Source organism: Pseudomonas sp. 14P_5.3_Bac1 (assembly GCF_025466135.1).
Lineage (GTDB): Bacteria > Pseudomonadota > Gammaproteobacteria > Pseudomonadales > Pseudomonadaceae > Aquipseudomonas.
Window position 1 is genome coordinate 23,755 of record NZ_JANLOF010000023.1, and the last position, 12,475, is coordinate 36,229.

The 12,475-nt window shown below is 61.2% G+C and carries 13 protein-coding genes; 7 read left to right on the top strand and 6 right to left on the bottom strand.

The features are described from left to right. The first annotated feature begins 25 nt into the window (after nucleotides 1–25). Complete coding sequence (gene aroQ, locus NTD89_RS05995) at nucleotides 26–466, top strand: type II 3-dehydroquinate dehydratase (protein WP_145162258.1); 441 nt, start codon at nucleotides 26–28, stop codon at nucleotides 464–466. 5 nt (nucleotides 467–471) lie between these two features. Further along, a complete protein-coding gene (locus tag NTD89_RS06000; RefSeq protein ID WP_145162261.1) occupies nucleotides 472–1,320 on the top strand; it encodes a shikimate dehydrogenase in 849 nt (282 codons plus the stop codon). 116 nt (nucleotides 1,321–1,436) lie between these two features. On the opposite strand, the gene NTD89_RS06005 is transcribed toward NTD89_RS06000, so the two are convergent. Continuing rightward, entirely contained in the window at nucleotides 1,437–2,102 is a 666-nt protein-coding gene (locus NTD89_RS06005) for a TetR/AcrR family transcriptional regulator (protein WP_145162264.1), read from the bottom strand. Between the two features lie 81 nt (nucleotides 2,103–2,183). Then, nucleotides 2,184–4,085, bottom strand: a complete 1,902-nt coding sequence (gene quiC / locus NTD89_RS06010) for a 3-dehydroshikimate dehydratase QuiC (RefSeq protein WP_262206739.1) — start codon at nucleotides 4,083–4,085, stop codon at nucleotides 2,184–2,186. A gap of 221 nt (nucleotides 4,086–4,306) precedes the next feature. Between quiC and NTD89_RS06015 the strand changes: the two genes are divergently transcribed. Beyond that, the gene (locus tag NTD89_RS06015) at nucleotides 4,307–5,641 is read left to right on the top strand and encodes an MFS transporter (protein WP_145162271.1); all 1,335 of its coding nucleotides are present in this window, start codon (nucleotides 4,307–4,309) and stop codon (nucleotides 5,639–5,641) included. 1 nt (nucleotide 5,642) lies between these two features. On the opposite strand, the gene NTD89_RS06020 is transcribed toward NTD89_RS06015, so the two are convergent. After that, nucleotides 5,643–6,521: a DMT family transporter gene (locus NTD89_RS06020; protein ID WP_145162274.1), complete on the bottom strand. Its 879-nt coding sequence runs from the start codon at nucleotides 6,519–6,521 to the stop codon at nucleotides 5,643–5,645. 197 nt (nucleotides 6,522–6,718) lie between these two features. Between NTD89_RS06020 and NTD89_RS06025 the strand changes: the two genes are divergently transcribed. From NTD89_RS06025 to NTD89_RS06035, 3 genes are all read left to right on the top strand, one after another. Next, nucleotides 6,719–7,135 carry a membrane lipoprotein lipid attachment site-containing protein gene (locus NTD89_RS06025; RefSeq protein ID WP_145162277.1) on the top strand — a complete coding sequence of 139 codons (417 nt, stop codon included), beginning with the start codon at nucleotides 6,719–6,721 and terminating at the stop codon, nucleotides 7,133–7,135. 171 nt (nucleotides 7,136–7,306) lie between these two features. Next, a complete protein-coding gene (locus tag NTD89_RS06030; RefSeq protein ID WP_119740949.1) occupies nucleotides 7,307–8,194 on the top strand; it encodes a neutral zinc metallopeptidase in 888 nt (295 codons plus the stop codon). Further along, nucleotides 8,195–9,181 (top strand): alpha/beta hydrolase, encoded by a 987-nt coding sequence (locus tag NTD89_RS06035; RefSeq protein ID WP_242200347.1) that lies wholly within the window; start codon nucleotides 8,195–8,197, stop codon nucleotides 9,179–9,181. It abuts the gene before it with no gap. A gap of 135 nt (nucleotides 9,182–9,316) precedes the next feature. Here the strand turns inward: NTD89_RS06035 and NTD89_RS06040 are convergent, their stop codons facing one another. Genes NTD89_RS06040 through NTD89_RS06050 form a run of 3 tightly spaced genes read right to left on the bottom strand, consistent with a single transcriptional unit; the run spans nucleotide 9,317 to nucleotide 11,381 of the window. Beyond that, nucleotides 9,317–9,904 carry an HAD family hydrolase gene (locus NTD89_RS06040; RefSeq protein ID WP_262206740.1) on the bottom strand — a complete coding sequence of 196 codons (588 nt, stop codon included), beginning with the start codon at nucleotides 9,902–9,904 and terminating at the stop codon, nucleotides 9,317–9,319. Further along, nucleotides 9,901–10,770 (bottom strand): acyl-CoA thioesterase II, encoded by an 870-nt coding sequence (tesB, locus tag NTD89_RS06045; RefSeq protein ID WP_145162285.1) that lies wholly within the window; start codon nucleotides 10,768–10,770, stop codon nucleotides 9,901–9,903. Before tesB ends, NTD89_RS06040 begins: the two co-directional genes overlap by 4 nt. Nucleotides 10,771–10,811: 41 nt before the next feature. Further along, a complete protein-coding gene (locus NTD89_RS06050) occupies nucleotides 10,812–11,381 on the bottom strand; it encodes a GNAT family N-acetyltransferase (RefSeq protein ID WP_242200343.1) in 570 nt (189 codons plus the stop codon). 76 nt (nucleotides 11,382–11,457) lie between these two features. Between NTD89_RS06050 and NTD89_RS06055 the strand changes: the two genes are divergently transcribed. Next, nucleotides 11,458–12,378, top strand: coding sequence for a histone deacetylase (locus tag NTD89_RS06055; RefSeq protein ID WP_262206741.1), 921 nt, complete (start codon nucleotides 11,458–11,460; stop codon nucleotides 12,376–12,378). The last annotated feature ends 97 nt before the right edge of the window (nucleotides 12,379–12,475 follow it).

Genomic DNA, 12,475 nt, shown 5'->3' on the forward strand with positions numbered 1-12,475 from the left:
ATAATAACTGTGGAGATACCCCAAAATGCCGCCCATCGTGCTGGTGCTCAACGGCCCCAATCTCAACCTGCTCGGCACCCGCGAGCCCGCCACCTACGGCCATGAAACCCTGGCCGACATCGCCGCCCTGTGCGGGCGCAGCGCGGAAAAACTCGGGCTGAAAATCGAATTCCGCCAGACCAACCACGAAGGCGAACTGCTCGACTGGATCCACGGCGCCCGCGCCCGTTGCGCCGGCATTGTGATCAACCCGGCAGCCTGGACCCACACCTCGGTAGCGATTCGCGACGCACTGGTGGCCAGCGAAGTGCCGGTGATCGAGGTGCATTTATCCAACGTGCACGCGCGTGAGGCGTTTCGGCATCACTCGTTTGTGTCGCCCATTGCCAAGGCGGTGCTCGCCGGGTTCGGCAGCCATGGTTACCACCTGGCCCTGGAACACTTCAGCCACACGTTGAAAGGGTGAGGCCTATGAAACCGCGCATCCTCGCCGGCCTGATCGGCGCAGGTATCCAAGCCTCCCGCACGCCTGCCCTGCATGAGCAGGAAGGTGATGCCCAGGGCTTGCGCTACCTGTATCGCCTGATCGACCTGGAACCGCTGCAACTGAATATTGATGCCCTGCCCGACCTGCTGCACGCCGCCGAGAGGATGCAGTTCACCGGTTTGAACATTACCTACCCGTGCAAACAGGCGATTCTGCCGTTGCTCGACGAATTGTCCGACGAAGCCAGGGGCATTGGCGCGGTCAACACCGTGGTGTTCAAGAACGGCAAACGCATCGGCCACAACACCGACTGCCTGGGCTTCGCCGAAGGATTCCGACGCAATTTGAATGACGTCGCGCGCCAGCATGTCGTGCAGATGGGTGCCGGCGGTGCGGGCGCGGCGGTGGCCCACGCGCTGCTGGCCGAGGGCGTGCACCACCTGAGCATTTTCGACGTGGACGTGACCCGCGCTCGGGACCTGGTGGATAACCTTGCCCAGCGTTTCGGCGCCGGGCGCGCGCAGGTCGGCAACCACCTGGAAAGCGCCATGGCCGAGGCCGATGGGCTGGTCAACACCACGCCGATGGGCATGGCCAAGCTGCCCGGCACGCCGGTGCCTGCCCATCTGTTGCGGGCGGCATTATGGGTCGCAGAAATCGTGTATTTCCCGCTGGAAACCGAGCTGCTACGCGATGCCCGCGCCTTGGGCTGCCGCACGCTGGATGGCGGCAACATGGCGGTGTTTCAGGCGGTAAAAGCGTTTGAGCTGTTCAGTGGTGAGAGGCCGGATGCGCAGAGGATGTTGGCGCACTTCCAGAGCATGAATACCTGACTGCCGAAACCCAATCCAAGAAATGTGGGAGCTGGCTTGCCTGCGATAGCGCTTGAACAGTCAATATTGATGTGGCTGACACACCGTCATCGCAGGCAAGCCAGCTCCCACAGGATTTAGGCTTGCAGGTAACGCATCACCGCTTCACAAATCATCTCCCGATGCCGCTGTTTAACCGCCTCGTCCGACAACCCGATCTGAAAGATCTCACTGAACGTATGGCGGTTGGACACTCGGTAAAAGCTGAACGAGTTGATCAGCAGGTGCACGTCCAACGGGTCCAGCCCTTGGCGGAACACGCCCATCTCAACGCCGCGCTGCAAGGTGGCGCCAAGCGCTTCGAGAATATTGCTGTTCATCGCCTTGATCGAATCCGAACGCTTCACGTATTCGGCGTTGTTGATGTTTTCGATGCAGACGATGCGCACGAAATCCACGTTCTGGTCATGGTGATCAAAGGTGAATTCCACCAACCGACGAATCGCTTCGCGCGGTTCCAGGGCGGTGAGGTTCATGCGGGTTTCAGTATTGCGAATGTCGCCGTAGAGCTTCTCCAGCACCTCGACGTATAACTGCTCCTTGCTGCCGAAGTAGTAATAAATCATGCGTTTGGAGGTGTGGATGCGTTCGGCAATGGCATCCACGCGAGCGCCGGACAGGCCCTGCTGGACAAACTCGACGATCGCTTCCTGCAGGATGTTTTCGCGGGTCTTTTCCGGGTTGTTCTTACGACTCTTGCGCGGTGCGTCTGACACAGCGGAGAGGTCGGGGGTCAGGGTCATGGTGCGCTCACGGCCATTTTTGTTGTGCAGGCCGCGATTATGGGCCGAGGCGCTTCCCGAAGGAAGCACCTGGCCGCGCCGTCATAACCGTGCTTGTCGCGGCGCCCCGCTACGCGATTTGGCCATCGCCGCCAGGCGCACTGCCACGTTGGCTGCGCCATACCCGGCATAGCCGTTTTTGCGCTGGATGATCTCGAAGAAAAACCGCCCTTCGAACGGCTCGGTGTACACATGAAACAGCTCACCGCCCTGAGCGTCACGGTCGTACAGCACGTTGTAGTACGCCAGCTCGCTGAGGAACTCGTCGTCGAAATCAAAGCGTGCCGCCAGGTCGTCGTAGTAGTTGAGCGGGATGTCCAGCAAAGGCACACCTGCCTCTTTAGCCCGACTCACCTCAGCGAAAATATCCGCACAGTCGAAGGCAATGTGGTGCACACCCGAGCCGCGGTAGCTCGACAGCGCGTGGGAAATCGCCGTGTTGCGGTTCTCGGAAATGTTCAACGGCAGGCGAATCGAGCTGCAACGGCTGCGCAGCGCGCGGCTTTTCACCAGGCCGTAGGGGTCAGGCAGCACCACTTCATCATCGGCTTCGAAATCCAGCAGGCTCTTGTAGAACAACACCCAACTGTCGAGGCTGTCGGCGGGCAAGGCCATGGCCATATGGTCAATGCGCAGCAGGCCGCCGCTTGAGGTGGTAGTCGGTTGCAGATTGAAGTCGGTGCCGTACAGCCCGCCTGCGTTCTGATCCACCAGGTAAATCAGGCTGCCGTCCGGCGCACGCACGGCGGCCAGTTCCAGTTCATTTGGCCCTACAAGCCCCCGATAGGGCTGGCCCTTGTAGGCCACCGCGCGCTGCAACGCCTTGGCGCTGTCCTTGACCCGAATCGCAGTGGCGCACAGCGACGGCCCGTGAGCTTCGAAAAAGTTGTGGGCAAAAGAATAGGGTTCGCAATTGAGGATCAAGTTGATATCGCCCTGGCGCAACAGGCTCACGCTCTTGGAACGGTGCTGCCCGGCCTTGACGAAACCCAAGCGCTCCAGCCACTGCGTGAGCTTGGCAGCGAGGTTTTCATCCACGGCAAACTCAAGAAATTCGATGCCGTCGTACTCGCTGGCGGCCGGCGTATCAAACAGCAGGTCGACCGGTTGAGCAGGCGCTTGCTGCTTGAGGCGCTCGCGGGTTTTCTCTTCCAGGTACAACAGCGAGCGCAGGCCATCCGCCGCATTCGCCCGCGTCGGGGCTGCGCGAAAGCCATCGTTGAAAATTTCCAGAGACAACGGCCCGCTGTAGCCACTCTGGATAATCGGCGCGAGAAACCCCGCCAGATCGAACTCGCCCTGCCCCGGGAAGCAGCGGAAATGCCGGCTCCACTCCAGCACGTCCATGGCCAGGATCGGCGCGTCGGCCATTTGCACAAAGAAGATTTTATCGCCCGGGATCTGGGCGATTGCACTCGGGTCGCCCTTGAGCGACAGGGTGTGAAAGCTGTCGAGCAACACGCCAAGGCTCGGGTGGTCGATCTGGCGCACCAGGTTCCACACCTGCTGCCAGGTATTCACGTGCTTGCCCCAGGCCAGCGCTTCATAGCCGATGCGCAGGCCACGGCGGCCGGCGTGCTCGGCGAGCAGGCTGAGGTCGTCGAGCAGAATCTGCTCATCGCCGACGCAATCGGCCGAGGCGTTGCTGCACACCAGCACCAGGTCGGTGCCCAGTTCCTGCATCAAGTCGAACTTGCGCTCGGCGCGCTCCAGGTTGCGCGCCAGGCGGTCGCGGCGGCAGCCTTCAAAGTCGCGAAACGGCTGGAACAAGGTGATGGCGATACCCAGGTCGGCGCACATCTGCCGGACTTCCCGTGGGCTACCGTCGTAATACAGCAGATCGTTTTCGAAGATTTCCACACCATCAAACCCAGCAGCGGCGATGGCTTCGAGTTTTTCCGGCAGGGTTCCACTCAAGGAAACAGTGGCAATGGAGCGTTGCATGGGGCGACTCCCGACAAATGAGGCTCGTCTTATTTACGGCAAATTATTGGCCGCTAAACTGTGCACAGCAATTGAAATGTACGAACCGGTTAGTTTTTTGGGCGATTATCGAACAAAATGGTAATCCGCGAATTGACGAGTTTTTAGCCACTGCGCACCATCGAACACGTATCAAGACCCAGAACACACCATAAAAATTTCAAAAAAACGGGTACGACCTCATGCCTTCGCAAACTCCCGCCGTGGCCGTGCGCCACAGCAATCCGCACAGCGGCATCGGCGACAAAATCCGCGGCGCCATGGCCGTGGGCAAAACCCGCTGGGGCATGCTGGCCCTGGTGTTCTTCGCCACCACCCTGAACTACATCGACCGCGCCGCGCTGGGCGTGATGCAACCGATCCTCGCCAAGGAGATGAGCTGGACGGCGATGGACTACGCCAACATCAACTTCTGGTTTCAGGTCGGCTACGCCATCGGCTTTGTGCTGCAAGGCCGGCTGATTGACCGAATTGGCGTGAAGCGCGTGTTTTTCTGCGCCGTGTTGCTGTGGAGCATCGCCACGGGCGCCCATGGCCTGGCGACGTCGGCCGTCGGCTTTATGGTCTGCCGCTTCGTTCTCGGGCTGACCGAGGCCGCCAACTACCCGGCCTGCGTCAAGACCACGCGGTTGTGGTTCCCGGCCGGTGAGCGCGCGGTGGCCACCGGTATTTTCAACGCCGGCACCAATGTGGGCGCGATGATGACGCCGATGCTGCTGCCATTGATCCTTCACGTGTGGGGCTGGCAGGCGGCGTTCCTGTGCATGTCGGCACTGGGCGGGATCTGGCTGGTGTGCTGGGGCCTGAAGTACTACAACCCGGAAGACCATCCGACGGTCAAAAAATCCGAATTGGACTACGTGCTACAGGAAGTCGAACCGGAGCAACCCAGCGTGCCTTTCAGCCGCATCCTGCGCATGCGCGGCACCTGGGCCTTCGCCCTCGCCTACGCACTGACCGCGCCGGTGTTCTGGTTCTACCTGTACTGGCTGCCACCGTTTCTGAACCAGCAATACAACCTGGGCATCAACGTGACCCAAATGGGCATCCCGCTGATCATCATTTACCTGACAGCCGACTTCGGCAGCGTGGGTGGGGGGATTCTGTCGTCATTCCTGATCGGCCGTGGGATGAATCCGATCAAGGCGCGGCTGTTGTCGATGCTGCTGTTTGCCTGCTGCATCGTCGGCGTGATCATGGCCGCCGGCTCCAGCCAATTGTGGGTCGCGGTGTTCGCCATCTCCCTGGCCATCGGCGCGCACCAGGCCTGGACCGCCAACATCTGGAGCCTGGTGATGGACTACACGCCCAAGCACATGATGAGCACGGTGTTCGGTTTCGGCGGCATGTGCGCAGCCATCGGCGGCATGTTCATGACGCAGATCGTCGGCCACATCCTCACGGTCACGAACAACAACTACACCGTGCTGTTCACCCTGATCCCGGCGATGTACTTCATCGCGCTGACCTGGATGTACTTCATGGCGCCGCGCAAGATTCCAACCGTCGAGGCTTGATTCAGCGCCGCCGCTGCTGCCAGGCAGCGGCCAACCCACTCATGCAGATCACCCCGATGCCGACCACCGTGGTCATGTCGGGGGTATGGTTGAACACCAGCCAGCCCAACAACCCCGCAAACACGATCTGGCAATAGCCGAACGGCGCCAGCAAGGCCGGCGCCGCAAAGCGGAAGGCCTGGGTCAACATCAAGTGCGCGGTCATGCCGCACGTGCCCAGCGCCAGCATCAGCACGCCATGCCACACCGTGGGCAACTGCCAGAAGAACGGCACCATCGCACTCATCACCAGGGTATTGCACAGGCCAGCGAAAAAGTTACTGGTGGTCGGCGTGTCGTATTGGCTGAGGATGCGCGTGAGCAGCTGGTAGAAGCAGAAGAACAACGCCGAACACAGCGGCAGCAGCACCGCAGGGGTGAACAGCTCACCGCCGGGGTGGATGATGATCAGCACGCCGACAAACCCGCAGATCACCGCCAGCCATTGGCCACGTGTCACGTGTTCACCTAGCAAGGGCACTGACAATGCTGTCACCAGGATCGGCGCCAGGAAGTTCACCGCCGTGGCTTCCGCCAAGGGGATGTAATGCAGCGCCGCGGTAAAAAACAGGCTGGTCCCCAGCAGGCACAACGCACGCACCACCTGCATGCCCGGGCGTTTGCTGCGCAGTACGCGCAAGCCCGACTGCGGCAGGAAAATGCCGGCCATCAGCAAGGTGTGCACCAGGTACCGCGCCCACACCACCATCACGATCGGGTAGAACCCGGCCAGGTATTTGGACAAGGCGTCGTGGCTGGAAAACAGAAACGTTGCCACCACAATCAGCAAAATGCCTTTGAAGGGATGGTTGACGCCGGAAAGGGGTGTACTGACAGTCATTGAATTCTCTTGCATGGCGGGCTGAATGCTGAGCACTGAACACGCAAGCGCTCAACCCGGTAATCTAGCAGGCGGGCCTGCGTGCGCCCCAAGAGCATAACCAAACAGCGTGCGAACAGCGCACTAAATCACCGGATTCGAGTCCAACGCTGCACCTTTGCCCGCGCGTTGCACTTTTTAACCAAGGCCTTGCCGCTATGAAAAAGACACTCTTTGCTCTTTCTGCTCTCGTCCTGCTCACTGCTTGTAACCAAGAGTCCAAAGAAGCACCCAAGCCCGCCCCGGCCTCGGTGCAGGCCACCCTGGTACCGGCCACGCCGCCCACCGACAAATGGGTCGGCAAGTGGATCGGCGTCGAAGGCCTGAACCTGACCATCGCCAAGGACGACAGCATCGGCCGCGGCCACTACGTTCTGACCATGAAGTACGGCCTTGACGCCGACGACGAAGGCACCTTCAAAGGTGAAGCCAACGAAGACGGTATCGCCTTTACCCGCCCGGACGGCCCGCAACAATTGAGCGCCGGTGACGGTGAAGCCACTGGCCTGAAATGGCTGGCGGATAAAAAGGACTGCCTGATCGTCGATACCGGCGAAGGCTATTGCCGCGACTGACCCAATCAAGCTGACACAACTTTCATCTGGCGCCCCTGCCTGCACGGCCTGACAGCAGCAATACTAGGCAACTCTTGTTGCTTGTCGGACAGCCGGGCTGGCGCCATTCATACGCACCAACAACACTGCTCTTACAAAAGTGTTCGACAGGTTTAACGAGAGGATTGCCCCATGCTATGGAAAAAAGGCCGACGCAGCGACAACGTGGTAGATGCCCGCGATGACAGTGGCGGCGGCGGTGGCGGCATGCGGTTTGGCGGCGGCAAGGGGCTGAGCCTGACGGCAATTGTGCTGATCGTCGGTATTGGCTGGCTGACCGGCCAGGACCCGCTGCAGATCCTCGGCCAGTTGACCGGCCAGGCGGAGCAAGCGCCGTCAGTGAGCACGCAGTCGCGCCAGGCACCGCCGGCCAATGACCAGCAGGCCGATTTCGTCCGCGCGATTCTGGGTGACACTGAAGACACCTGGGGCCAGGTGTTCAAGGAAAACGGGTTGGTCTACAAGAACCCGAAACTGATTCTGTTCCGTGGTCGGGTCAATTCCGCCTGCGGTGGCGCCACCTCGGCCAGCGGCCCGTTTTATTGCCCGGCTGACCAGCAGGTGTATTTGGACCTGGATTTCTTCCGGGAAATGTCGCAGCGCTTCCAGGCCGCCGGCGATTTCGCCCAGGCCTACGTGATCGCCCACGAAGTCGGGCACCACGTGCAAACGCTGCTGGGCATCTCGGCCAAGATTCAAGCCGCGCGCCAGCAGGGCCGCCAGATGCAAGGCGACGGCGGCCTCCTGGTACGCCAGGAACTGCAAGCCGACTGCTTCGCCGGGGTGTGGGCCAACCGTGCGCAAAAACGCCTGAACTGGCTGGAGCCCGGCGATATCGAAGAAGCACTGAATGCGGCCAACGCCATCGGCGATGACCGTTTGCAACAGCAGGGTCAGGGCCGCGTGGTGCCGGACTCGTTTACCCACGGCACCTCTGCGCAGCGCGTTCGCTGGTTCAAAACCGGCTTCGCAGCGGGCCAGATCACTCAATGCGACACTTTTACAGCGAAGAGTCTTTAGATGAATAAACGATTGGGATTGCTGTTCGGCGTGATGATTGCCTGTTCCTCCTCCACCTGGGCCGCCGAGAAAGAACACGGCGTCAAGGTGGTCAGCCCCGATCGTTTCCACCTGGACGCCGGTGACCTGAGCCTGGGCTTGAGCCAGGACTGGAACCAGCCGCTGCCCAACGTGACCCGCGCGCTGATCATCGTGCATGGCCGCCTGCGCAATGCACAGACCTACCTGCAAAGCGGCGAAGATGCCGCCGAAAACGCCGGGATTGCGGCCAAAACCCTGGTGATCGCGCCGCAATTTCTCAACGAGTCCGACATAAAGCGCAACCACTTGGGCAGCCAGGTGCTGCGCTGGAACGGCAATGACTGGATGGCCGGCGACGCCTCGACGGGCCCTGGCCAGCTCAGTTCCTACGGCGCGCTGGACCAGATCATCAAGCACCTGGGCAACCGCAAGCTGTTCCCGGCGTTGAAGGAAATCGTAGTGGCCGGCCATTCCGGCGGCGGCCAGGTGGTGCAGCGTTTCGCCCTCACCGGCCACGACCACCCGCTGCTGCAAACCGAAGGCATCAGCCTGCGTTATGTGGTGGCCAACCCGTCGTCCTACGCCTATTTCAGCCCGCAACGCCCGGTGACATTCGACACGGCCAGTTGCCCTGGCTTCAACGACTGGAAGTACGGCATGCAAAACCTGCCGGACTACGCCAAGGGCCAGAGTGCCCAGCAGCTTGAGCAGGCTTACGTGTCACGCGACATCACCTACTTGCTCGGCCAGCAGGACACCGACCCGAACCACCCGGCGCTGGATAAAAGCTGCGAGGCCGAAACCCAGGGTGCGTATCGCCTGATTCGTGGGCACAACTATTTTGACTACCTCAAGCAGCGTCATCCGCAGCTGACTCAGAGGTTGGTGGAAGTGCCAGGGGTGGGGCACGATGGGGATAAGATGTTTACTTCGCCTGAGGGTGAGAAGGTGTTGTTCCCTAAATAAAAACAGCTGACGAAACCGGATAGAAATGTGGGAGCGGGCTTGCTCGCGAAGGCGGATTTTCAGTCGACTCATCAGTGACTGATCCACCGCTTTCGCGGGCAAGCCCGCTCCCACATTGGCTCTTCAGTGCCTGGTTTAGATCATCCGGCGCAGCACCGCACAATCTTCAGCATGCCAATCCGCCAGTTCCGGCCACGGGTTCTCCGGCACGTTAACCAATACCGTCTTGGCTCCTGCCGCCCGCCCGCAATCGAGGTCAAAGCGGTAATCCCCGACCATCACCATTTCGCCCGGCGAAACCTCCCAAGCTTCTGCCAGTTTCAGCAACCCACCCGGGTCCGGCTTGGGCGGCGCATCTTCACGCCCCAGCACATCGTCGACGGCAAAGCAGTCCGCCAGGCCAATCGCTTGCAGGGTGATGTGCGCCAGCTCGCGCGCATTGCGCGTCAGGATGCCCAGGCGATACCCGCGCCCGGCCAGCTCGCGCACCAGCTCCACCGCGCCCACGGCGGCAACCGAACCGAGTGCCAATTCGCGCTCATGCTCCAATAACCACGCGTGCTTGGCCGCCGCCACGTCCGCCGGCAAGGCCGCCAGGTGCGTGAGGATGTCGTCTTCGGGCGGAATCTCCAGGGCCACGCGGATCGCCGCAAAATCATGCACGGCCACCGTGAGGGTGCCGTCCATGTCAAACACCCAATGCTTAACCTCCGACAGGCTCATGCCCAGTCCTTGCGATGACGAATCAAGCCTTCCTGGGTCACCGAGGCCACCAGTTGCCCGGCGCGGTTGTACACGCTGCCGCGCGAGAAACCGCGCGAGTTGCCGGCCCACGGGCTGTCCATTGCGTACAGCAACCAGTCATCGGCGCGCAGGTCGGCATGAAACCACAGCGCGTGGTCGAGGCTGGCGACCTGCATATCTTTTTGCCACACGGTCTTGCCATGGGGCAGCAACGAGGTGGTCAGCAAGCCGAAATCCGAGGCGTAGGCCAGCAGGTATTTATGCAGCGCGGGCGCGTCGGCCAGCGCGCCGTCGGCGCGGAACCACACGTACTTGACCGGGTCGGACGGCTGCGGGTTGTACGGGTCTTTTTCAGTCACCGGGCGCACTTCGATCGGCTTGGGGCACAGCAACTTGTCGCGCATGTGCTCGGGGATCAAGTGCGCACGCTGCTTGGTCAGTTCCAGCTCCGAAGGCAGGTTTTCCGGGCCGACCACCACAGGCATGGTGGTCTGGTGCTCAAAGCCCTTTTCGTCATATTGGAACGAAGTGGTGCAGGTGAAAATCGGGTTGCCCTTCTGGATAGCCGTGACGCGGCGCGTGCTGAAACTGCCGCCATCGCGCACACGGTCAACCGAATACACCACCGGCAATGACGCGTCGCCGGGGCGCAGGAAATAACCATGCAGGGAATGCACATGTCGCGCTTCTTCTACGGTCTGGCTGGCAGCCGACAACGACTGGCCCAGCACCTGGCCACCGAACAGTTGGCGAAAACCCAGGTCCTGGCTGCGACCGCGAAAGAGGTTTTCCTCGATCGGCTCCAGCGTCAGCAAGTCCACCAGATCTTCCAATACTTGGCTCATAGAGCAACTCCTACAACAATCGAGAGGGCATTCCGGGCTGCTTATCCGTGCAGCGTGTCCAACCATTGGGCGCGGGTGATGCGATACAAAACATGATGGCGCAGCGGGTCATCGGCTGCGACCTTGGGGTGTTCAAAATCTGCCTGGGGATCGTAATGCATACCGATGGCCTGCATGACTTTTTGTGATGGCAGATTGGTTTCGGTGGTGAAGGCGAGAATTTCATCCAACTGCAGTCGGTCGAAACCACACCGCAGCGCGGTCCACGCGGCCTCACTGGCGTAGCCCAAACCCCAATGTTCGCGGGCCAGGCGCCAGCCGATTTCCACCGCCGGGGTAAAGTCCGCTTCAAAGCTGACATTCAGCAGCCCGGTCAGGCCGATAAATTCGCCGGTGTCCTTGCGCTGCAAGGCCCACAGGCCAAAGCCGTATTCAGCGAAATGCCCGCGAATCCGGCCAATCAGCGCCGCGCTTTCCAAGTGGCTCAACTTGGCCGGGAAATAACGCATCACCTGCGGGTCGGCGCACATGCGCGCAAATTCCGTTAAGTCGCTGTCGCGCCATTGGCGCAGCAGCAAGCGCGCGCTTTCCAATTCCAGTATCGGCTCCATGGGTCCCCCTCCCTTGCCATGTGCGTGAGTGTACAGCGCTGGTAAGATCCTTCGCAGGTTCCCGTCAGAAAATCCCATGCCCTTGCCATTGATCTACCACGATGACTACAGCCCTGAGTTCCCGGCAGACCACCGGTTTCCCATGGACAAGTTTCGCCTGTTGCGCGATCACCTGGTGGACAGCGGGCTGACCGAGGACAGCCAATTGCTGCGCCCCGAACTGTGCCCACCCGAGATTCTGGTCCTGGCCCATGACGCTGGGTATATCGAACGCTACATGGGCGGCGAGTTGTCCCGCGAAGACCAACGGCGCCTCGGCCTGCCGTGGAACGAAGCCCTGGCGCGGCGCACCGTGCGCGCGGTCGGCGGTTCGATCCTCGCGGCCGAACAAGCGCTGCAACACGGCCTGGCCTGCCACCTGGCGGGCGGCACCCACCACGCCCATTACGATTACCCGGCCGGCTTTTGCATCTTCAATGACCTGGCGGTGATCAGCCATTACCTGCTGGCCAGCGGCCGGGTCAACCGCGTGCTGATCTTCGATTGCGACGTGCACCAGGGCGACGGCACTGCACGCATCCTCCACGACACGCCGGATGCCATCACCGTGTCGCTGCATTGCGAAAAGAACTTCCCCGCACGCAAGGCCCAGAGCGACTGGGACATCCCGCTGCCCATGGGCATGGGCGACGCCGATTACCTCAAGGTGGTGGACGATGCGCTCAACTACTTGCTGCCGCTCTATCAGCCTGACCTGGTGCTGTACGACGCCGGTGTGGACGTACACAAGGACGACGCCCTCGGTTACCTCAAGCTGACAGACGCAGGCGTCGCCGCCCGTGATGAAAGCGTGATGCGCCACTGTCTGGGCCGCGACATTCCGGTGATGGGCGTGATCGGTGGCGGCTACAGCAAAGACCGCCCGGCCCTGGCCCGCCGCCATGGCATCCTGCACCACAGCGCTCAGCGGGTGTGGACGTCATCAGGCTGTCATTGAAGTGTGAGCGTTACCCACAATGCCTGTGGAACGGCCTGTGGATAACTTGAGCGTAAGCGCCTGAAAGCGAACAGCCGTATGGCCTGTAGGAAAGTGT